Annotated in this window: 19 protein-coding genes and 4 tRNA genes; 8 read left to right on the top strand and 15 right to left on the bottom strand. The window is 54.7% G+C overall.

Annotated elements, in window-relative coordinates:
- Positions 1-599: 599 nt before the first annotated feature.
- The 5 genes from LZ463_RS15630 to LZ463_RS15610 form a co-directional block, all read right to left on the bottom strand.
- Positions 600-683, bottom strand: a tRNA-OTHER gene (locus tag LZ463_RS15630).
- Positions 684-714: 31 nt separating this feature from the next.
- A tRNA-Leu gene (locus LZ463_RS15625) sits at positions 715-800 on the bottom strand.
- A gap of 96 nt (positions 801-896) precedes the next feature.
- Positions 897-971, bottom strand: a tRNA-Gln gene (locus tag LZ463_RS15620).
- A 103-nt stretch (positions 972-1,074) separates the two neighbouring features.
- Positions 1,075-1,162: transfer RNA gene (locus LZ463_RS15615), tRNA-Ser, on the bottom strand.
- Between the two features lie 217 nt (positions 1,163-1,379).
- Positions 1,380-1,676 (bottom strand): hypothetical protein, encoded by a 297-nt coding sequence (locus tag LZ463_RS15610; protein WP_241456746.1) that lies wholly within the window; start codon positions 1,674-1,676, stop codon positions 1,380-1,382.
- A gap of 408 nt (positions 1,677-2,084) precedes the next feature.
- Here LZ463_RS15610 and LZ463_RS15605 point away from each other — a divergent pair, with 408 nt between their 5' ends.
- Complete coding sequence (locus LZ463_RS15605) at positions 2,085-2,849, top strand: SDR family oxidoreductase (protein ID WP_241456785.1); 765 nt, start codon at positions 2,085-2,087, stop codon at positions 2,847-2,849.
- A 441-nt stretch (positions 2,850-3,290) separates the two neighbouring features.
- On the opposite strand, the gene LZ463_RS15600 is transcribed toward LZ463_RS15605, so the two are convergent.
- Positions 3,291-4,481 (bottom strand): DUF2306 domain-containing protein, encoded by a 1,191-nt coding sequence (locus tag LZ463_RS15600; RefSeq protein ID WP_241456745.1) that lies wholly within the window; start codon positions 4,479-4,481, stop codon positions 3,291-3,293.
- A 284-nt stretch (positions 4,482-4,765) separates the two neighbouring features.
- On the opposite strand from LZ463_RS15600, the gene LZ463_RS15595 reads away from it, so the two are divergent.
- The 5 genes from LZ463_RS15595 (at position 4,766) to LZ463_RS15575 (ending at position 8,786) form a co-directional block, all read left to right on the top strand.
- Positions 4,766-5,443: a B3/B4 domain-containing protein gene (locus LZ463_RS15595; RefSeq protein WP_241456744.1), complete on the top strand. Its 678-nt coding sequence runs from the start codon at positions 4,766-4,768 to the stop codon at positions 5,441-5,443.
- 211 nt (positions 5,444-5,654) lie between these two features.
- Positions 5,655-6,794: an alpha/beta fold hydrolase gene (locus LZ463_RS15590; RefSeq protein WP_241456743.1), complete on the top strand. Its 1,140-nt coding sequence runs from the start codon at positions 5,655-5,657 to the stop codon at positions 6,792-6,794.
- Between the two features lie 184 nt (positions 6,795-6,978).
- On the top strand, positions 6,979-7,437 hold the full coding sequence (locus LZ463_RS15585; RefSeq protein ID WP_241456742.1) for a hypothetical protein: 459 nt from the start codon (positions 6,979-6,981) through the stop codon (positions 7,435-7,437).
- A gap of 71 nt (positions 7,438-7,508) precedes the next feature.
- Positions 7,509-8,171 (top strand): CPBP family intramembrane glutamic endopeptidase, encoded by a 663-nt coding sequence (locus LZ463_RS15580; RefSeq protein WP_241456741.1) that lies wholly within the window; start codon positions 7,509-7,511, stop codon positions 8,169-8,171.
- Positions 8,172-8,276: 105 nt separating this feature from the next.
- Positions 8,277-8,786 (top strand): DUF2199 domain-containing protein, encoded by a 510-nt coding sequence (locus LZ463_RS15575; RefSeq protein ID WP_241456740.1) that lies wholly within the window; start codon positions 8,277-8,279, stop codon positions 8,784-8,786.
- 23 nt (positions 8,787-8,809) lie between these two features.
- Here the strand turns inward: LZ463_RS15575 and LZ463_RS15570 are convergent, their stop codons facing one another.
- A complete protein-coding gene (locus LZ463_RS15570; protein WP_241456739.1) occupies positions 8,810-10,087 on the bottom strand; it encodes an MFS transporter in 1,278 nt (425 codons plus the stop codon).
- Between the two features lie 411 nt (positions 10,088-10,498).
- Between LZ463_RS15570 and LZ463_RS15565 the strand changes: the two genes are divergently transcribed.
- Positions 10,499-11,401: a LysR substrate-binding domain-containing protein gene (locus LZ463_RS15565; RefSeq protein WP_241456738.1), complete on the top strand. Its 903-nt coding sequence runs from the start codon at positions 10,499-10,501 to the stop codon at positions 11,399-11,401.
- 446 nt (positions 11,402-11,847) lie between these two features.
- Entirely contained in the window at positions 11,848-12,309 is a 462-nt protein-coding gene (locus tag LZ463_RS15560; protein WP_241456737.1) for a cupin domain-containing protein, read from the top strand.
- A gap of 309 nt (positions 12,310-12,618) precedes the next feature.
- On the opposite strand, the gene LZ463_RS15555 is transcribed toward LZ463_RS15560, so the two are convergent.
- The 8 genes from LZ463_RS15555 to LZ463_RS15520 all read right to left on the bottom strand — a co-directional run bounded on the left by LZ463_RS15555 (position 12,619) and on the right by LZ463_RS15520 (position 22,229).
- Entirely contained in the window at positions 12,619-14,469 is a 1,851-nt protein-coding gene (locus tag LZ463_RS15555; RefSeq protein WP_241456736.1) for a hypothetical protein, read from the bottom strand.
- 37 nt (positions 14,470-14,506) lie between these two features.
- Entirely contained in the window at positions 14,507-15,514 is a 1,008-nt protein-coding gene (locus LZ463_RS15550) for a ferritin-like domain-containing protein (RefSeq protein WP_241456735.1), read from the bottom strand.
- 531 nt (positions 15,515-16,045) lie between these two features.
- Entirely contained in the window at positions 16,046-16,798 is a 753-nt protein-coding gene (locus LZ463_RS15545) for a LytR/AlgR family response regulator transcription factor (RefSeq protein WP_241456734.1), read from the bottom strand.
- Positions 16,795-17,907: a sensor histidine kinase gene (locus tag LZ463_RS15540; RefSeq protein WP_241456733.1), complete on the bottom strand. Its 1,113-nt coding sequence runs from the start codon at positions 17,905-17,907 to the stop codon at positions 16,795-16,797. The genes LZ463_RS15545 and LZ463_RS15540 overlap by 4 nt, the downstream gene beginning before the upstream one ends.
- Positions 17,904-18,479 carry a transcriptional regulator gene (locus tag LZ463_RS15535; RefSeq protein WP_241456732.1) on the bottom strand — a complete coding sequence of 192 codons (576 nt, stop codon included), beginning with the start codon at positions 18,477-18,479 and terminating at the stop codon, positions 17,904-17,906. The genes LZ463_RS15540 and LZ463_RS15535 overlap by 4 nt, the downstream gene beginning before the upstream one ends.
- A 37-nt stretch (positions 18,480-18,516) precedes the next feature.
- The gene (locus LZ463_RS15530) at positions 18,517-19,098 is read right to left on the bottom strand and encodes a transcriptional regulator (RefSeq protein WP_241456731.1); all 582 of its coding nucleotides are present in this window, start codon (positions 19,096-19,098) and stop codon (positions 18,517-18,519) included.
- A 450-nt stretch (positions 19,099-19,548) separates the two neighbouring features.
- Positions 19,549-20,826 (bottom strand): MFS transporter, encoded by a 1,278-nt coding sequence (locus LZ463_RS15525; protein WP_241456730.1) that lies wholly within the window; start codon positions 20,824-20,826, stop codon positions 19,549-19,551.
- Between the two features lie 251 nt (positions 20,827-21,077).
- On the bottom strand, positions 21,078-22,229 hold the full coding sequence (locus LZ463_RS15520) for an FAD-dependent oxidoreductase (RefSeq protein WP_241456729.1): 1,152 nt from the start codon (positions 22,227-22,229) through the stop codon (positions 21,078-21,080).
- Positions 22,230-22,244 lie beyond the last annotated feature (15 nt).

The following is a 22,244-nucleotide window of genomic DNA, read 5'->3' as shown; positions in this document are numbered from 1 at the left end:
TGATTAACTCCAGCATACCATTTGTAAGTTATTGATTTTTCGAGCATTAATTTTACGATTTTGGACTTAATCAGAGATGCCTTAATTTATCTGCACAGCTAAGCAATCAATATTTCTCATAGAGGAAATTTTGTTGTTTACACTTTTAGGTAGATATAACCATTTTAGTTCCAATTTTCGCGGATCGGAAAACCAACACACCACGGACTCTGTGCACATTGGCGCAGGCTCTGTTTAGGTTGTTGTAGCGGAGTGTGGTTCACGATCATTCCTTTTTTCTGCTGCCGTTGTCGATTTAGCCTGGCATTGCCAGTGAATTAATAAGCTTACAACAGACTTACCGACAGATAATCAAATACTCTATCGCGTAATGAGGGGTGAAGTCGGCGTCAAATTACACATTGGTCAACTGGGATTTAACCCGCAATAGCGGTTTTTTTGGGGGAGGATAAAAATTCAAATTTATTCGCAAGCCAGTGCAAAGTTTTGCGCGCCGTTACATGTACCGTTCGCAGCAAAGCATCCTGACAGCATGCAACTTTTTTATGTGTGGCAGGCATCCGTATCACCACCGACCGGAATATGTTCATCCCAAAAACTGAAAACGGTGAGATTCGAACTCACGGCCCCCGACAGCGATGCTGTATGTTAGCAGGTGCATTGGTCCACTCTGCCACGTTTTCATATTTGGATGTTTGCTGCTACTGTACAAGCTGGTGCACGTGGCGGGACTCGAACCCGCACGCCATGTTGGCACTGGTGTTTAAGACCAGTGTGTCTTCCTGTTCCACCACACGTGCTTATGCTACAAAAATTCTGGTCGGCGTGCGAGGATTTGAACCTCGGACCTTCTGCTCCCAAAGCAGACGCGCTACACACCGATTACTTCAAAAAACTGGAAGGGGATCGGGGAGTCGAACCCCGGATGACCGGTTCAAAGCCGGTTGCCGTTACCACTTGGCTAATCCCCTGTTGTAAAAATCGATGAACGGATTTCCGCCCTTCTCTTTTTCTCTCTTTTGTACTTTCTTTTGACTCTGTATTTTTTTAACGAGTTTTTTGTTCTTTTAAAACTGGCGGAAGCGGTGAGATTCGAACTCACGTAACCTTGCGGCCTCACAGTTTTCAAGACTGGTGCGATAAACCACTCTGCCACGCTTCCTTTGTTCTTTTTGATCACGCCGGTCAGCAGAGCGGAACGGTGTGATCGTGTTACCACGGTCGTCGCATACATGACGAGCATGCGCTGGCCGTGACCGCTTGCGCGGGTTTCACTGCTGGGCTTTTGCTGTTTTTTGCCGCTGCATTTTTGCTGGCAATAAAAAAGCCCGGATACTTTTCAGGGCATCCGGGCTGGTCGCTTCAGGTGTTGTGCGCCGTCAATGCGGGGCAAAAACCTGCGGGCTTGCGCCCCGGATGCTGGGTTGTAAGTCTGTGCCCGATAAAGTCGTGGGCAAGGCAAAGTTGATCAAATCAGACGGCGACGGCTGGGCCGGCAAATCTGCTTGTATAAAAACACTCTTGCATTGTGTGGCGGGCCGCAGTTGATCGCCCGGCAGCAGTGCCAGGTTCTGCCACACACGCAACGCGCCCTGCGCACGCTGGCGCACGTTCTGGCTGTGTTGTTGTGCAGTGGTTTTCACGATCATTCTCTTTTCTCTGATGCTGCGATTCATTGATATTGCCTGCGGTTTCAGGCGACTGCAACGCACTTGCTGCTGTCTACAGTGAAAGCATCTTGCCACATGAATTTGAATAAATCAAGCATGCAATGACGAATTTATTCAAATTAGTGCGTACATATTGCAACAGGCCGATGATAAGGAAACTGTCGTCGATTTTTTAAGCACCGTCTTCTGGCGTCATATTCGCGGGTTTAACGACACTGGATGCCGGATCAAGTCCAGCATGACGGCGCAAAGACTTGCGTCGATTGGCTGCATCTGACTCAAGACCTGCAGGCTGATTGCCTGCCAAGCAGACATCGACAATCTCGCGTCCGTTTGCAGCGAGACAGTCACACACTAAAAACCAATACTGCCTGCTCTTGTTGAACACCACAGAAAAGGACAAACGTGAACACCATCCATTCACTACACAACAAAGTCGCCATCGTCACCGGCGCCAGTTCTGGCATAGGCCGCGCAACGGCCTTGCTGTTTGCCCGCATGGGCGCCAGCGTCATCGTTGCGGCCAGGCGGCAGGCAGAGCTGGCGGATCTGGTGGCAGACATCCGCAAAGAAGACGGGCGGGCTATCTGCCTGGCCGGTGATGTCAGGGACGAAGCTTATGCACAGGCGCTGGTGGAACTGGCCGTGAAGGAATTTGGCGGTCTCGACATCGCCTTCAATAATGCCGGTTGCCTGGGTGAGCTGGGCGCGACACCGGATGTGTCTGCAACTGGCTGGCGCGACACGCTGGAAACCAATCTGACCAGTGCTTTTCTGGGTGCAAAATACCAGCTGCCGGCCATGCAGCAACGCGGTGGTGGTTCGCTGATTTTTACGTCGACCTTTGTCGGCCATACGGCAGGCTTCCCTGGTGCGGCTGCCTATGCGGCCAGCAAGGCGGGGTTGGTCGGGCTGACCCAGGCGCTGGCGGCTGAATTTGGCCCGCAGGGCATACGCGTCAATGCCATCCTGCCTGGCGGCACGATGACACCGATGGCGCAGCAGATGAATGGCACGCCCGAAGCGCTGGCCCAGGTCGCCAGCCTGCATGCCTTGAAGCGCCTGGCGCAGCCGGAAGAAATCGCGCAGTCTGTGTTGTACCTGGCGTCGGATGCCTCGTCCTTCATGACGGGGGCGGCGATGCTGGTTGATGGTGGGGTGTCGATCAACCGGACATAAAAATTCTTAGACCAAAAATCTCACCACAGAGACACCGAGTCACAGAGAAATTCAAGAGAAGGACGAGAGATACGCAAGAAAATATTCGGTAATGTAAACCCAATTTCAAATTGGTTTTCTCTTGGTTTTCTCTTGGTTAGGACTTACGCAAAACCGCCATCAAGCTTGCAGCTTACCGTACTTTCCAATTCGTCATACCCGCGCAGGCGGGTATCCATGTTTGACCAACCTCGCCCGTCTTACTGTCTGCTCGGTTGATCAATGATGGATTCCCGCTGAAAGCGCGCGGGAATGACGGTTTTGGGTGTATCGTGCTCAATGAGATGCAGGCATGGCCGACGCAAAAAAGTCTGGGCAATTTCGCGTAAGTCCTATTGGTTTTCTCTTGGTTTTCTCTGTGTCTCTGTGCCTCTGTGGTGAGCTGTCAGGTCTTCCCTCAAATCATCTCAACTTCTTCAACATCGCCACCGCATTGTCATTGTCCGGCTTCAGGCGCAGGGATTGCTGATAGTGAGCTACCGCCCTCGCCTTGTCACCAGCCAGCATATATGCTTCGGCCAGGCTGTCATGGGCATTGCCTGATTGCGGGTAGGCGTCAACATTCAATTGCAGTATGCGGATGGCGTCCTGGTATTTTTGGGCGGTGATGAGGCGATAGCCGAGGCGGTTGATGTCGCCCTCCTTGATGTCAGCCGCTGTTGCCGGGTTGGCCTTGTATGTTCGGTATTGCGCAATGCCTGCATCAACGCCTTCGGCACGGATGGTGACATCGATCTGCTCGGTCAGCGCGGGGCGATTGGCCATCGCCATTCTGATCTGTGGCAGCCAGTTTGCCTGGGTCACGACCGCCAGGCCGCCGCCCATCACCAGGGTCAGCACCAGCATGCTGGCGGCAATGGCGTAACGTCTGGCATTGCCGGATTGGTGACTGATGCGCAAGTAAACTTCCAGCATGGTCAAAGGCAGCACAAACTGGGCATAGTTGACGACGATGGCATAGGCTTCCTGATAATCTGCCGGTATCAGGAATGCCAGGAACAGGCCGGCACGCAGGAACAGTGCCGTGCTCATGGACAGGTACAGGCGCAACGCCCATTGCCTGTGCAGCACAAAGTTGCGCGCCATAGCGGCCTGTATGGCCCTGGTTGCGCAGAACATGATGATCAGCGCCAGTATCGTCATGCCCATGTGCTGGGCCAGCCCGCCTATGGTGCCGCGCACCCACATCATGTACAGGCCGCTGAGACTGATCAGGTAAGCCGCCGCAATATAGCTGCGCCCCAGCCAGTGATGGAAACGCGGCGCACGGGCACGCAGCGTCGTGCTCAGTTGCAGGGCGCCGCCAATGATGACCAGCAGCGCCATCAACAGGTGTATCGCCACCAGGGTATTACCGAATGCATCGCCCCGGTCATAGCCATGCTGCATGTAACGGTTCCAGGCGGCGATGTCGCCGCGCGCTGCTGCACGGCCATAGAATGCAGCAATCGTCACGGCAAACAGCAGTTGTGCGGCCAGGGTGACGGTCCACCACAGGCGGGTGGTGTGCTTGAAAGCAAAACCGGCCCAGTCACGCACAGGCCCAGGCTGGGCCTGCAAGCTTGTTGGGGATGTTGATACGGGGGAATGCATGGTTATCCTTTCTGGCAAATAAAGTCTGATCGCCATGCACTGTAAGCAAAGCCCGGGGCGTTCTCCAGTGCCTTGCGATGAGTGACGGTCTGCGCTGTCTGGGACACGATTGAGGGGAACGAATGGCGGGAGGGGATGAGCGATCCTCCTGACCGTAGCGATGCATCGGCAGTACCAGGGCAGAAACCGCAGGCATATACTCCGCCTGCAATTTTGTTCAAGACAAGCGGATTTTCAGGGCAGAAAATAGCAGGTATCCGACCTCATCATCATGGACTAGTTAAATGAGTATTTTTTTCCGCTATGCGGCTCCCATCCGTTCCGCCTTTCCTGAGTTATCCACACGTACCTTGCATGTACAACATATTGACGCTACTGCGGACATTTTTAGTGTATCCCAAAGATTCACCACCATTGCCTCTGAGCGGCTATCGCAATCAAATGAGGGCAATTTCATCGAAATACAGGCATGGAGGCGCACCTTCTCTAAAATGGGACTGAAACCAACACAATACAGGTGCGCGTCCGAATCGCTGTTACGCCGTTTTCGCAAGGAGGGCATGCTACCCAGCCTGCATCCCCTTGTTGATCTTTGCAATACGGCTTCGCTTGCCTATGGTATCCCCATCGCAGTTTTTGACTCGGAACAAATCGGGAACGGATTGGAAGTACGCCCTGCAACCGGGCGGGAAACCTACGAGGCCTTTTCAGGCAAGCTGGAAAACCCTGAAGCGGGGGAAATTATTTTTGCTGATCAACACGGGCGCGCGCATGCAAGAAGATGGTCGAACCGGCAAAGCGGCTATTCGGCTGTACAGAAGGCCACCACCTCCGCCCTGATCGTCGCTGAAGCTTTACATGAAACAGCCGCAGATGATCTGTCGTGCCTGGCTACCGAATTGTCATTGGCACTGCACGCCGTTTGGCCAAGATGTGAGGTGAGCTCCCTATCAATTGAGTGATGCCTGTGATTGTTTGGGCAGCCCCATCACTCCCGCCGCACTTTTTTCAAGAGGTTACGCAAAATTGCATAACGTTGTTGCACATCATCAATACAGGCCAGGCGTCCAAACTCTGCCCTGGCCTCGTCTGGCAAGGAGAGCCGCCACCATATTGCATCCGTCTTTGCTATTATCCTGACTGGTATCACCTCAAAAACGATCGGAACGCCGCATGTTCACCTTCCCTCTCGACCCTGACGAGCTTTTTCTGGAGCGTAGCCAACAATTTGCCAGTTGGGGCATCCCCCGCAACACCATCGCTCGCGTACAGGCCCAAGTACGCGACAGTTGGCATGAAGGCCCCGGTGGCTGGACTGATGAATGGCTGCGAGAAGCAGAGAAAGCAGAAGCAGAAGGGCGCTTCTTGCGGGCTGCCATGCTGTATGGTGCGGCGCGGTTCCCAGTCATCGTCACCCCCATGCGCGAACATGCGCTTAGCTGTCAGGTTGCCTGCTTTGAAAAGGCCATGCGCAGCTTGCCTGTTCATTTCGAACGACGCCAGGTCAAGCTCAAACGCTCTATCGATGGCATCATACCGATTCATTTGTATGCCCCATCTTCCGCAGGTGATCAGCCCCTGGTTCTGCTCTCAGGCGGCGTCGATACCGGCAAGATGGAGTTGCACCGGCTCGCCTACCTGCTCGCCAAAATAGGGCGATTTCGCGTCGCAGCCATGGACATGCCAGGGACGGGTGAAAACCGGATGGCGCTCACAGCAGATGCGGAAAACATCTACCGGGATCTGCTTGCCACGCTTGCACCCACCGGACGCAAAGCGATCATCGGCGTCAGCTTCGGTGGTCATTGGGCAGCCAAACTTGCCCTGCTCGGGGCTGTGGACGCTGCGGTCAATCTTGGCGGACCTTCTGTCGTCTTTGATGCTGGCAGTGATTTCGCCCGCGCACTTCCCAATGGTATGCCAGGCATTATCGCCAATGCCTGGGGGCTTGACGCCATGCCGGATGATGAAGATCTGAATTCACGCATGCAAGCCTTTTCACTCAGGGGCCAGGGCCTGCTCGAACAAAGTACCTGTGCCCCCATGCTGCTCATCAACGGAGAACTTGATCAATACATCCCTCAACGCGACAGTACCATTTTTGCACAATATCCTGGCAACCAAGTCTGGCTCATGCGGGGGATGACACACTGCGCAGCAGAAGGCATGGTCCGCATCGTCCCTGCGATGATTACCTGGTTAAGAAAACAGCTTTTTGGCAGTACGTTGGCATCCCGATCAACGCTATGGCTGAGCGAGTGCCTGTTGCCTGAACGCTTATCAATGGCGATGCCTGCGAATGAAATAACCTAAATACTGCAACACCTGATGTCGACAAGCATGCTGTCTCACACCAACAGTCTGCCCGAATAAAAATCAGCCCCCCTGTGCACTTGAGCTCAGTGCCGACCTTGTTCTATGTCGCTGCGCCAGTTTACGCCTGGCTGAACTGTTATACTGAACACACCATTGCAGCAAGCCAAAAGCATTCATTGTCATGAAATCAATCATCGCCATCATCTTTACGCTCGTCACCAGCTACTCCCAGGCATCGGTCCCACTCCAGATCACACAGAAAGAAATGGCTAGTCAGGCAGATCACATACTGACCGGCAAAGTCGTTGATGTCGACATGATCGATGGTGAGGGGAAGAAAATCACCAGCAGGCAAGAAATGACCGGGCCGGGTTTGCGCAATACCATACGCTTGCATGTCCGTGTTGAAAAGGTCCTGGTCACCAGCGCCAAAGATGTGCCGAAGATGTTGATCATACCGCTGGACCCGTTCATGCATTACAGTCTGGGGAATGTGCAATCCGTTGAATCACAGAATCATGAGACCAGGCTGTTCCTGCTCAAAGGTGAAAACTTCGAGCCCATCGTCGCAGGCCGTTTTGAGCAACCGCTTGTTGAACAAAAGCAGGTCATGACAATCCATGAGGATACCCATCGCTGAGCTATCGCTGACACTCAGGCATTATCAGCAAACCCACGCACTGCCCCGACATTCACACAAAAAAATACCGCATGAAAGAAATACAAGCCCGGCAGTCCAGTGCAACAGAAGTCATCATCGTTACCACCATTTGTTTTGGTATATTCATCTACTGGTCCTTGCAGGCTGTCTCTGCCGGATTTCCCAGTGGGGCCGGGTTTAGTGATAGCTACCTGATCAACATAGCATTAACAGAATGCGTGCTCACTTTTTTGGCGATGATGGTCTTGCGCTGGCAAGCCTATCCCTTAAAGTCTCTGCTAGCTGCGCCAGACTGGCGTGACAGTGGTACTGGCTGCCTTTTACTGTTGGTGGCTTACCTGGCCTGGGCTTTCGTGTGCCAGTTCTTTAATGCCGCACATTATATGCGAGAGCCCATCGAAAAAATGGCTTTGCAATCGCATCCGACAATGACGGGCGTACTGTTGATGTCCATCATCAATGGCTGGTATGAAGAGACATTCCTCCTGGCCTATCTGATGACTGCTGTCAACAAACTGGGGGCATCAACGGCAATAGGCATCAGCGTGCTGGTCAGACTGCTTTACCACCTTTACCAGGGGCCGGTAGGTGCAGTGTCTATCCTTGTTTTCGGCGTTATCTTTACGGCGTATTACTGGCGCAGTCGCAAGTTGTGGCCGGTAGTGTTTGCTCACATGCTCGCTGACTTTATTGGACTCTCCGCGCAGATTTAATGCTACGGGCAAGGTACGTCAACGGGTTCACGAGGTGCTTGCATCAACATGTGAATTACCCGCACATGCTCAACTTTGATGCAAGCTAAGAGGAGGGAATCATCCATGCCAGCCGGTTTTCAATGCACCACCTGTGGTGAATTTCATGAAGGCTATCCCTTATGCTACGGACCGCCTGCACCGCAGCTCTGGTTTAATATACCGGAAGCAGAACGCGAGCAGCGCTGCCTGCTGTCGCCAGAAGTATGCATGGTCGATGACGATCATTATTTTGTACTTGGCTGTGTCGAGATACCGATCATAGATTCAGACGACATGTTTGTCTGGCTGGCCTGGGTGTCCTTGAGCAAAGAGAATTTTGTCCGGACCCATGAGCTATGGGAAGAGCAGGGACGCGAGAATGAACCACCGTATTTTGCCTGGTTTTCATCCGCCCTGCCCTACGAAACGACAACACTGCACTTGAAAGCCAAGCTGCATACCAGGCCGGTCGGTGAACGGCCTTGCATAGAATTGCAGGAGTGCGATCACCCTTTGTATCTGCAACAAAAACAGGGAATCAGCTGGGCAGAAGTACAAAGCCTTGCCATGCGGCTGATGCATGGGCATGCCTGAACCAGGGCAACGTACACGAGACATTACGCTGCCAACGGCTCCAGCTTGCGCAGCTTTAATGTAATCAGCAAACCCGCGCTGAGTATGGCGCCCAGTACGGCGACCACGCCGTGCCAGCCGTGGCTGGCCCACATGATGCCGGTGAAGGAACCGATCAGGCTGGAACCCAGATAGTAAAAGAACAGGTAGATCGCCGATGCCAGCGCTTTTGGGGCGGTGGCGCGACGGGCCACCCAGCTGCTGGCGACGGAATGCGAAGCGAAAAAACCGAAGGTGTAGATGGCGGTGCCCAGCAATATCAGCGGCAGTGCATTGAACAGCGTCAGCAGCAGACCGCAAAACATGGTCAGCATGACGATCCACAAGACACCGCGACGGCCTACCCTGTCCACCAGTCTGCCTATCCAGACCGAGCTGCCCATGCCCAGCAGGTACATGACAGAAATCGCACCGACGCTGCTCTGGCTCAGGCCATAGGGTGCGGCCAGCAGGCGATAACCCATGTAGTTGTAGAGGCTGACAAAGCAGCCCATCAGCAGGAACGCCAGACCAAACAGCAGTGTCAGGCCGCCATCAGCAAAATGCAGGCGCAGGCCGCCGGCTATCGTGCCCCAGACCTGGCTGGCCGGTTTGAAGTGGCGTGCGGCAGGCAGGCTGCGCCAGAATTCCCATGCGGCATACAGGCCCGCCGTCCCCATCACCGTCATGGCGACGCGCCAGGAGAAATGGTCCGTCACCACCGCCACCAGCAAGCGCCCCAGCATGCCGCCCAGGGCGCTGCCGGCGATATACAGGCCGATGGCCTGGCCCAGGGATTTGGCTTCAATCTCTTCACCGAGATAGGCGATGGCCACGGCGGGCATGCCGCCGAGGGCAATGCCCATGATGCCGCGCAGTAGCAGCAGTTGTTCGAAGTTATGGGCAAAGGCGCACAGTACGGTAGTGAAGGCGGACAAGCCCAGGGCAAACACCATCAGGGGCTGGCGACCGAGTTTTTCACTGACGGCGCTGCTGATGACCAGGGACAGGGCCAGCGTCAGTGTCGATATCGACAAGACCCAGCTGCTTTGCGCCGGGCTCAGGCTGAACTCTGCAGCCAGCACCGGCATCAATGGTTGTATGCAATACAAGAGCGCAAATACCGAGAAGCCGCCAAACACCATGGCGCGGTTGATGCGCCTGAATTCTGGCGTGCCTGCGGTGATTTTGGGGACTGCGGACAGACCTGCTCCGCCTTTGCTGACACCGGTGTTGATATTGTCTGAATGACCAGTTGTGTGGCTGACCGCTGTGCTGTTCATGATGGCCTTGCTGTGTGACGACATGGCCATCTTAAGATTGGATATTTATACTGTCCAATATATATCTCTGACGTTTATAATATAAAAAATCGATTATTTATTTACTTGCAGAGCTGACGCAATACCACCCCAGAGCTTATTGCTTACCGTACTTTCCAATTCGTCATACCCGCGCAGGCGGGTATCCATGCCTGATCAGCCGCGCCTGTCTTAAGTCTGCGCGCTTGATCAACGATGGATTCCCGCTAAAAGCACGCGGGAATGACGGTTTTGGGGGTGCATTGTGTTCATTGCAATGTATGCATGTATGGCCGACACAAAAGCCGTCTGGGTCAATTTTGCGTATGTCCTGGCTTGTGTATTTTGTGAAAAATTCATTTATTAAGCTTCCCTATCACTCATCTGAGCATCATGGAATTACGTCATCTGCGTTATTTTGTCGCCGTTGCTGAAGAGCTGCATTTCTCGCGGGCGGCAGAACGGCTGCACATCGGTCAGCCACCGCTCAGTCAGGCGATACAGGTACTGGAGGCCGACATCGGTGCGCAACTGTTTGAGCGCAGCAAACGCTGGGTACGTCTGACGGAAGCGGGCAAACTGTTCCTGGCGGATGCCCGCCGCATATTGGCCCTGGCGGAGCAGGCCAGTGAGACGGCCCGGCGCGCCGAGCGCGGCGAGGCTGGTGAATTACGTATAGGCTTTACCTTCTCCATTCCGTTTACGCCGCTGTTTGCAGCGCTCATCAACCGCTATCGCCAGCAGTTCCCGGCGGTAAGCTTAAAGCTGCATGAAATGGCGACCCAGCCGCAACTGGACGCCATCAGCCAGCGGACGATGGACATCGGTTTTATCCGTCCACCGGCAGGGGGCGTGGCCAGTATGGCGGCAAACACCTTCAAGGTGACGCGCCTGCTCAAGGACAGGCTGGTGCTGGTGTTATCACACGATCACCCATTCGCTGCGCGGCGCAAGGTTGCCATCAAAGAGTTGGCGCAGGAAGACTTTGTACTGTTCCCGCAAAGCGCCGGAACTGGCATCGTGCCGCAGATTGTCGGCCTGTGCCGCGATGCCGGGTTTGCCCCCCGGGTAGCGCAAGAGGCAGGTGAATCATCGACCATCATCGGCCTGGTGGCGGCTGGCTGCGGCATCTCCATCCTGCCGGCTTCTTTCGAGCGTATCCATCTGGAAGGTGTCTGCTACGTGCCCATTGCGGACGCTGCCGCCACCACCGCCCTGCTGCTGGTGCAACGCCAGGGCGAACGGGCGCCCCTGGTTGACGCCTTTGTGAAACTGGCGCGGGAGTTTGTAGAGTAAGATGTGGGAAAACGGAAAAACCTGCTACATGGATGCCGGAATGCGATGGGTGTGCGGGAAAAATTTTCAAAGAAAATTTGTCTTCATCGGCGCGCATGGCGCACCCTACAGGCTACGGTCTACGTAGGGTGCGCCGTGCGCACCGATTCTGTATCGCAGCTTGTGACCGGTCATATAGGCTAAAATTTTGTCACTTGAGCACCCACACAAATAACCGGCATCAACCAGTCAAGGACCAGGAGTTGGGCTCGATAAAGCCCAGCCCAACCTACGACACTGCTTTGCAAATTCGGTCAGGAGTACATGGTCCCTGCACCGCCATGTTGTTACAAAACACCGCCAGCACATTATTTCGCTAATCTGGGAATGCCGTTAGTTGATTGCAATGGCTTTGTATTGCACACTGATTCTTCGTCAGATCACATCACCCTGAACAGGAGCCCTCCATGCGCATCGCCAAGACACCCGCCATCGCCCTCGCCTTCTTTGCCGGCATCGTCGCCTCGCCGCTGATACAGCACGCCGTCAGCGATGCCCGTGCTGATGCACCTGCGCTGTCGGCGGCGGTGATCGATCTGCTGGCGATCAAACATGATGACTTGCCCAAGACCACCAATGCCGACCTCAATGCGCGCACGCTGGTGACGACGGACCATGCCACCGTGGGCATACAGTCGGGCAATGTCGCGAAGCATATCCACCCGCAGACCGATGAAATCCAGTACATCATCGAAGGCAGCGGCAGCATGTGGCTGGGCAGTGAACGCAAAGATTTTAAAGCTGGCAGCCTGATCGTCATCCCCAAGGGTACAGCGCATGCCGGCAGTATCGTCAGCAGCGGACCGGTGAAGGCGATAGCGATCAAGATACCGCCGCAGGCCAAGGGGGATATTGTGTTTGTGGATTGAGGTTTTCGGTCAAAATTAAAACCAATTCAAGACCGAGAAGCTCACCACAGAGACACAGAGGTGGCGAAGAGAATACACAGAGAAAGCGAAGTTTTTTCTGTTGGCGGGCATGCATAGGCAGGTGCGCGTCCCCGGCCTGGCATGAACTGCTCAAGTACCACAGCAAAAACATTGCCGCCTTTATCATTGCCTGTCACTGACAGTTTTCAGCTATTGTCTTGTGCACGAATATCAAAGCAGATGCCAACAAGGCGGCTTGATCAATACGGGATGCGGGCAACACTGGCATTGCCCGCATCCCTTCCCGTCTTAATGACTGTCCGGGTTGCGCAGTGAACGGCTGATTTTGGCAAAATCGGCCGGGACGGCTTTCTCATCCTCAGATTGCACCGCTGCCGCCAGTACCGGGGCTGCGGCCTCGCCTGCTTCTGCCAGATGTGCTGGCGTACTGTTGAGGAACTTGTACAGCAGCGTGCGCTGGCCTGCCGTCAGGTCGCGGGTGACGGGCATGTACATGTAGCTTTCAAAGGCGGCAGGGTCGGTCAGGCGGCGGATTATCTTGTCATAGGCATGCACGTCGACCGGGTTGGCCAGGTCCAGCCAGTTGTCCATGCAGGGGGCCATGGCGTTCCAGTTGATGAGCACGTTGTTGTACACATTGGTCCAGGTAGGCGAGAGCGCGGCGATATCGCTGTCGGCTCCGAGCACGCGCACATAGGCATAAGTGTAGGTCTGGGTATTATTAATAATACCTTGCCATTGGTCGGGCGCAGGCAGGTCCTTGCCTGCAAACGGCACATAGGCAAACACTTTCCCCGTGGTGGTGGAAGGGTTGATGGTGACCTGGCCTTCGGCATTGGTTTTCAGTTGCAGGGTGGTGGTGATGTCTGAACCATCCGCCGATGTCTGGACAAAGCTGACATCACTGACCTGATGCAGGGGTTTGCCATGTTTGTAGACCTGGAACTTGCTGGCGCCGGTTTGCCCCTCGTCAAGATAGAGATTGGGAGAAGCGGGGATGATGCGCAAGGCCGATTCTGACAGCAGTATGCCCTGGGTGGAACTGCGCAGTTCCCAGTCGGTTTTTTCGGCATACGTCGTGTGGATATCGCTGATGGGGAAGCTGACGATACCGGCACTGGCCTCGTAGGCAGCGCGATCATATTTGGCATAATCGAAACTGCCCAGCAGTTGCTCTTCTTTTTTGGCCTTGTCCACAGCATACACTTGCAGGGTGCCCAGATCCTGTTTTTGCAGGTCGGCCCCGGTTTCGCTGATGCTGTTGGACAAGTCCAGCGTGACATGTTTCCTGTCGATGCGGGCATGGGCGGTGCCGACAAATACCTTGGCGTTAGCGTCAGGCAGCAGGGCGCGGTCACCAGGCTCGTGTCTGGGTTCACCCTGTCGCCAGATACCAATGGTGCCAACAATCAGGCTACGTGCCGGATTGGGCTGAAAGCCTCCAGCAAGCAGCTTGCGGTACAGAATGCCTTTTTGCACCTGGACAGGCACCGGGTCACCCTTGATCAAGCTGGCATCATCAAAATACACGGTGCGGTAGGCATTGAAGCTGACTACCAGGCCCAGGGCGTCGGGCTCGCTCAAGGCGTGTTGCAGCGCAACCAGCGCTTCGCTTTTGTGGGCGTCGATGATCAGGTGATCCTTGGCAAAGGTAGTTTGCCAGTTGACCGACGCAACACCAGCACTGAAACGGCCAGGATTACGGGCAAAGTTGATGTAGCGCGCCGTGAAACGTTCATTGCGCGAAGCGACAATGCGGCAGCCGCCATCAATGCCAAAGTTGAGTCTGTCAAAATAGAGTTGCGAACTGCACACCCCATACGGTTCCAGGTCAACCAGCATGGCGTTCAATGTGGCGGGTGCACCGCAGAGTTTGTCCGTGGTGACCAGGCCCTTTCCCAAGTCGACTGCCGACACGGCAGTTTCAAAGAATTGTGATCTGTGGGTGCCATGCGGATTCCAGTTACCCGCTTTGGCCGATTCGATGGCGGCCTGGCGGAACTGGTTCATGCTTTCTGCTGGCGTGATGACAGATTGCGAAGCGTTTTCGTTATAAAAACTCTGGTAATTATTGGTAACGATGGGGTCCCAGGATATCTGCCCCTTGAAATGGATGCGCGGCGTTTGCAGGATACTCATGCTGTTCTCTCCCGATTCAGGTTTATTTGAGATGCACTCAGGCTTTTTTGTAGATGAAGGCCGGGCCGGCGACGGTGTTCTTGTCTGCCAGCGGCGTCTGCAGGGCGTGAATTGCCGCCATACGCAAATCAAACATCTTGCGCACGGCAATGCCCAACTGGGTGATCTCACCATTGAGCGCCAGATTGAGGCTGTCGACCATGGCCGTGTAGGCAGTGGTGCAGGCCTGCTGCGCCAGTCTGGCGGCATCGGGCTGTTTGGAATAATCAAGCAACTGCGGGTCGGCAATGGCCGGATAGACTTTAGTGTAATCGACGCCCAACGGCCCACCCCAGGAAAAACCCTGTTTGGAATCGCTGCTGGTCAGTACCTGGTTGCGGTACATTTCTTCAAAACGGTAGAAGTGCGCCAGTTCATTGCTGAAGTCCAGCGGGCTGGTACTCGCCCCCTCACCTTCAGAGACAATGATCTGTATGGCCTTGTGCGCATCATCATAATTGTTGATGGCAAACAGCTGGCCGGGAAAGAACTGCTTGTCGACAATCTGGTGACGGCCCCCCTGCCAGGCTGTGGCAGGCAGGGTCTTGAGATAGGCGTCGAGCGCCTCATAAAACTGGCCTATGGTGACAGGCTGAGCCAAAGGCGCCGCCGCCAGTTTGAGCTGCGGAAAATCTATCGGGTCCTCAGGCATTTCTATATCCATGCCCTGCTTCATCGCTGGCTTGCCAAACGGCAGCAGGTGCAAGGTCAACACCTTGCCATCAAAGCCGATATCACCAGGCAAGGGGCCGGGATAAACCGGCGGCACCAGCTTGGGACTGCCACCGAGGGCATTGAGGATGTTTGCACCCAGGCACAGATGGATCATCTCCTGATGGGTAATCGTCTGCAGGCGCGCCTTGGCTGCTGCATTACTGTCCGGCAGCAGCGTCAGTTGTGCATACAGATAAGGTGGCAGCGTGCCAAATTCAACATTGATGGCGGTCTGCAACATCGCCTGTGCATCGGCAACGCTGGTGATGGGGGATAGGTGTAATCGTATCATGCTTGCTCCCCGCGGGCTGTGTAGCTGGCAAGAGCCAATGGCGTGTTCATTTACGTCTCTCCTGTGACTGGATGGTGAATTGCAACAAGGATGAAAAAGGGATTGCGGTTCCATGAAACCAGCGCAATCCCCACAGCGGCCCCGCCCTGCAATATCGGCTTGCAATACCGCCTTACAGTTCAGGTAAAAATTAATAATATGACTTTACTATATGTTAACAATTTTACCAGTATTATTTTGTTAAATTTGCACTATTCCTGCATTTGACGATGTTTAATCCGGGCAAGAGCGAGAAGAACTACCGAAGAAACACACCTGCTCGCCCGCTTCAGGTACAGGCAGGTGCAATGCATGTGAGACGAGGATCAGCACAAGAACAGCAAACCGCACCACAGCCCTTTGCTGAGATGCGGTTTGAGATGGCGTTGAAATGATTCTGGCTTACGGCCGCTACAGATTGCAGGCGGCAAAGTCTGTGCGTTCTTCACGGGATGAGGGCGCGCCGTCAGGGGGCGCTATCAGAGGCCGCTTCTACATCCCCTTGAAACGATGCTGATATCGCTGACTGACAGGCAGGCGAACGGCATGGTCGCGCAGGTTCAGCCAGACTGCGGCGTCCTGGTCGCGAATGACGCTGGCGATGCGCTTGACAGCAACCACATAGCTGCGGTGGATTTGCCAAAAGCCGGCTTCTTCCAGTGAGGCCGCCAGGTCCTTGATAGGTGTGCGGATATGCGCTTCCATCTTGTCAGTGACGATGCGGGTGTATTTGAGTTCTGACTTGAAATAGATCACGTCTGACAGGTCGATGAAATGAATGGTATTGCCCACCGACGCCTGCAACCAGGTCGGCGCTGTCGGCTTGGGGTCCAGCTTTTGCATGACGGCTGACAGATCGGGCGGCGGTGTGATGATGCGTTCGCGCACGCGGTTGATCGTGCGTGCCAGGCGTGCGGCGCTGGCGGGTTTGACCACGTAGTCGAGTGCACCTTCTTCAAAGGCGGCCACGGCGTGCTCCTGGTATGCCGTCACAAACACCACATGGGTGCGCGAGCCGAATGTGCGGGCCACGTCCATGCCGCTCATGCCGGGCATGCGGATATCGAGAAAGGCGACATCCGGCGACAGTTCGCGCGCCATACGCAGGGCTTCGATGCCATCAGCTGCCTCGCCGACGATCTGCGCCTCTGGCCAGAGCAGGCTCAGTGATTCGCGCAATTCTGCCCGCAGCATGGGTTCATCATCAGCGATGAGAATGCGTATGTTTGTACTGTGTGGTCTCATGCTGTCACCTGTAGTTCAGTCATGGGCAATGTCAGTTCTGCCACTGTTACCTGCGAATCCAGCCGGTGCAGGCTCAGATCAGCGGCCTTGCCGTACATGGCGCACAGACGGTCACGCAGATTGCGCAATCCCACCCCCGTCCCCAGGATTTTTTGCCCCAGCCCGGCGCCGCTATCTGTCACCATGATGCGCAACTTGCCATGCCGCCGCTCTGCGATCAGCCGCACGGCCACCTGGCCGGGTGTGGGTTCAACGCCATGCTGCACTGCGTTTTCTACCAGGGTCATCAGCATCATGGGCGCAATCTGCACTGCCTTGAGCTCTTCGGGCAAATGGATCTGGTATTCCAGCCTGTCGCCAAAACGTAGCGACATCAGCGCCAGGTAGTGTCCGGCCAGTTCAAACTCGCGCTCCAGGCTGGCAGTCTGGCTGCGCAGGTCCGGCAGCAGACATTGCAGGTAGGAGATCAGGTGATCGAGCATGAACACCGTTTTTTCTGCATCATGGCGCGCCAGATAGCGTGCATTGGACAGCGTGTTGTACAAGAAATGCGGTTCGATCTGCGCCTGCAGCGCCTTGAGTTCTGCACTCAGTATGGCGCTTTTCAGGTTGGCGATCTGAAAAGCCCGGGTCTGCATCTGCACCTTCCACAAGGGCAGGCCCAGGCCAAGAAAACTGAATACCAGCGTCAGCAAAAGACAGCTTATCATCGACGGCCTGACCCAGTGCCATTCTTTTGTCCACGACCAGTATAGGGCGGTCGCCGCAGAACTGCTGGCCAGTACCAGCACGATCAGCAACACCCAGACGGTAATCCAGTTCCTGCCCAGCATACGCCATTTCTGGCTGGCCAGAATGATGAGGCAACTGGCTGCTGCGGGGAGAAACATCAATGCATACAGGGCAAACCAGTTTTCCATCTGAAGCCATATGCTCAGCCCCCACAGTACCAGTGTCGCGCTCAGCGTGAAGCCAGCCTGCCGCCAGGTAAAACCCAGTGCTTCGCTGACCTGCTCCGGCACGGTTCGATGGCTGTCATCATTGGCAGCGCCAAATGCACTGTCATGGCCGCTGTCAAAAACCAGCGAATAATATTTCTTCATCTTCATAGGTGGGGTTTTTCCAATGTTTTATTCTCTGTCGGCCTGTCCCGGTATTGCTGCGATACCGGGACTTCATTGCCTACGATGTCAAACTTCATATCGTCTGCCCAGACCTGCCCCTTGCCGCCGACCAGCAACCCGAACGAAATCATGATTGCATCTTCAGGTATATCAAAAACAGCCTCTCTTGCCTGCCAGTCGTTGTCACCTGTCAGGGGCACATCACTGCAGTTATACAAAATTCTTGAAGTCCCGTCCTCACCGGCGACACGAAACCATATACCGGCCCAGTTTTGATCGACATTCCTGGTCTTAAGCCTGGCCTGGAAGCGCACTCTGCGGCCCAGATAATTTTCGGCAGAGATATTCTGAGTCAGTGCCGCCCAGGACGTGCCGTTCCCCTCAACAAAACGCAGGAACTTGGCATTCCTATGCACACCCTTTACCTGTGAATCAATGCCAGCCTCATAAGATTTTGGAGAATCGCCAGTAACGCGCCAGTCTGATGACAGTTTTTCAGGAATTTTGCCAGCCACCGCTGTGAGCACCAGGGCGATTGTTGCAGCAATCGATGCCATGAAAGGTTTCATTTTCTTTTATCTTTCTGCATGGTGCTTATAACAGATTTGGTGTTTTTTTCAGAGGTCCGGGTACCTTCTGTACCCTGGATACAGGCACGTCCTTGCTGACAATTTCGAACTTCATGCTGTCTGCCCAGACCTGACCCTGCCCTCCGTCCATGAAACCATAGGAAATCGTACCGGCATCGTCAGGAATATCAAACACCACATTCCTGACCTGCCAGTCGTTGTCTCCTTTCATAGGGGCATCCCAGCTGTTATAGAACAAGGCGTTCCGGCCATTGTCCTTCTTGACCTGAAAATAAATCCCGGCCCAGTACTCATCAACACCCCTGGTCTTCATCCTGGCCTGAAAGCGCACGCGCTGTCCCAGATACTGTTTTGCCGAAATACTCTGCTTCAGTATCGCCCAGGAGACTTTGTTCCCTTCGGTAAATTTGAGAAACTTGCTGTCACCGGTGCCGCCATCAACCTTGTCATCGATTCCCGCCACATATAGCGCCGGTGAATCGCCGGTAAGTTCCCAGCCTGCGGGCAGGTTATCGGACGCGCTTCCCATGAAGGCAGCAAGGATTAAGGTCACAGTTGCCGGAATTGTCACAAAATAAGGTTTCATTTTTCCTGTCTCATCATAGTCAAGATGGCTTCATTGTGACGGCATATTGCCTCTTACTGGCCAGCTTGCGATAAACGCAGTACCAGGCCGACAAACGCTGTTTTTGGGGAATAAAGCAAGGATAGCGAATAGTCAGCGTTCAATAAATGACGCAATGACATAAAACGGACAGGATCTGGACATCCCTTGTGCAGCTCAGGTGGACTGTTTGCAGATAAACAAGATGGAATATGATGTATGGTGTGCGGAATTCATGCCAGGTCGCATGGGGGCAGAGAGTTGCAGAGGCGAACGTCCCCGGCTCTTCTTTGCGTCATGCCAGACTTGATCTGGCATCCAGCGACTTGCGCCAACCAACATGGCAAGTTAGTGACATTGGCGACATGAACGGCACTGGATGCCGGTTCAAGCCCGGCATGACGGCAATACTTTTACTAACGCATCAGCAAATCAGCGCGCTGCCTGTGGCGTCAGGTTTGTCTGTGCCGCCTGTGCGGCTTGCGCCTTCACATTGACACTGACGCGGTAGACAAAGAATACGCACATGGCAAAGATGCAGACGATGGCGTAGCCGAGTACATCAAAGTTTTGCAGCGGGCTGGTCTTGGTCTGCTGGAAGACGATCATGCTGGCGATGACAGAACCCAGGCCGCCTGCGGTCTGTTGCAGGGAGGCCGAGATGCTCATGTATGCACCACGGTCTTCTTTTTGCGGCACCATGGAATTCAACGCCTGCGCCGGTGAGATGCGGCACATGATGCCGACAAACACCAGGATATTGATGATGACCACCATCCACAGCGGTGTGACGTGCAGGTTGGTGTAGATCAGAATCATGATGGCTGCCAGGCCGGAACCAAAGACAAACAGCTTGTAGCGGTCAAACTTGTCGCTGAGCTTGCCGATGACGGGCATGGAAATCATGCTGGCAAGACCGGTGAACATGAAGACAAAGGGCAGTTGTTCATACGTCAGGTGCACATTATTGATCAGGAAGATCGAGCTGAAAGGCATGATCATGAAGCCGCCTATGGTCAGGAACATGACTGCCAGAAAACCAACCTGGTAGTCCTTGTTGATGACGGTATGCCACAGGTGCAGGAAAGGATTTTTGTCCCTCTGTATCTTCATATGGTCCTGCATGGGCTTGAGCACAAAGAACAGGGCGGCCAGCATGACGATGGCAACGGCAACGATGGACAAAAACGTCATGTGCCAGCCCAGGTGGGTGGCGATGAAGATGCCGATCGGCACGCCCATGACCTGCGCCGCGCCAAAGCCCATTTGTACAAAGCCCATGGCACGGCCCCTGACCTGGGGAACGAACAGGTCAGACACAATCGTCATGACGACCGAGCCGGTAACACCGGCAAACACACCGGTCAGTATGCGCGCCGCCATCATTTGCGTATAGGTGCTGGCCAGGGCGCAGCAGACGGTGCCGATGATAAAACCGGTAAAGAAAAACAGCAGCACTTTCTTGCGGTCGAACTTGTCGATGAAGCCTGCCACGGCAATGCCGGACAGGGCTGTGCTGAAGGCATAGGACGATACCACCAGGCCAAACTGTTCAACATTGATGGAGAGCGATTTCATCAGGATGTCGCCGATAGGCGCGATGATGACAAAATCAAGGATGACGGAAAACTGTATCAGCCCCAGCAGGAGCAGGATGATTTTTTGATAGCTGGTAAAATTTGCGGAATTGGATGTGGATTCTGGTTTCATAGTTTTCTTATTGTCGATGTCAGTGGTGGCGCGTATTTTTTTGTATGGATGTCTACACACGTGGTGCGGATTGTTGGCGTGGTGTTCATGGTTGTATCCTCCCTGGTTTGGTTGTTGAGTCAATTGTCAATATGCTTGCTGCCCCCTGGCTTGTCAGAGACAGGAAGCAGTCAGCACTGGTTTCTGGTTGTCAGCCAGAGTGGTGATCTTTGACGCCGACAGCCTGTGCTCCGTGCTGGCACGGCCTGTTTTCAGGCCACCAGCCTGGACATGTAGCTGATCGCTTCTGCCGAATGCAGGGCCGCCATGGACTCATGTGTCATGTCTGCGGCGATCGTCGCCCTGGCTCGCATGGCCTGCTCATATCCTGCGATGACGGTTGTGGCGTCAGGATATTGTAGACCACCCAAACAAATACTTAGTTCCAGCGCATCTTGCATGGCCATGTTGACGCCTTCTCCGGCATAAGGCGGCATCAGGTGGGCGGCATCACCCAGCAGGCTCAGGTTGGGCTGGCTGGGCCAGGGCAAACCGGTCGGCATGCTGTATTGCGGCCTGACGATCAGCGGGTAACTGGCTTGCGTCACCAGTTCATGCCAGACAGTGTGCCAGCCGGGGAAGTCCGTCATGAACCAGTCCTGCACTTGCCGTACATCGGCAAAGTCGATACCGCATTGCTGCTGCCAGTTTTCGCCCGACCTGAAGCCAGCGTAAAAGCTGATGCTGCCATCCCCTTTGGCGCTGAGTATCAGGCTCTTGTCATCGCCAAAGGCAAATATTTTGCCAGCTTTTAACAGAGCGTGCAGGCCAGGTGCATTTTCTTGTGCGTCGCAGACTGCGCCTTCAATAGCCGTCAGGCCGGCAAAGACCGGTTTGATGGTGGTCAGGTAGGGCCGCACCCGGGAATTGGCGCCGTCTGCCCCGATGACGATATCGGCATAAACCGTATCACCATTGTAAAAACCGATCTGCCAGCCTGCCCCCTTTGGCTGCATGGCCTTGAACTGGCTGTTCCAGACCACCGTGCCGGCTTCCAGTGAATTGAGCAGTATGTCGCGCAAGGGGCCACGGTCTATCTCTGGCCTGTCTTCGCTGTAGTCCGTCTGTGCATGCTGGTCGGCAATGATGCGGGCATGCTTGTCCATCAGGCGAAAACGCCCGGCATCAGGGCGGTAGCTGACCCTGAAGTCAGCGATCAGGCCGGCAGCCTGCAAGGCCCTGAGACCGGATTCTGCATGCAGGTCCAGGGTTGCGCCCTGCACCCGCACGTCCCGGCTGGCGTCACGTTCATACACCCTGACGCTGGCGCCCTGGATTTGTAAAAGGCGGGCCAGCGTCAGGCCGCCAGGGCCACCGCCGATGATGGCGATGGTCTTGTTGTCTATCATTCTGTTGTTGCTCATTCTTGCTCCGTTAGT

The sequence above is a fragment of the Undibacterium paludis genome (assembly GCF_022568815.1).
Lineage (GTDB): Bacteria > Pseudomonadota > Gammaproteobacteria > Burkholderiales > Burkholderiaceae_D > Undibacterium.
Note: the sequence above shows the minus strand (reverse complement) of the source record. Positions and strands in the feature narration are given on the sequence as shown.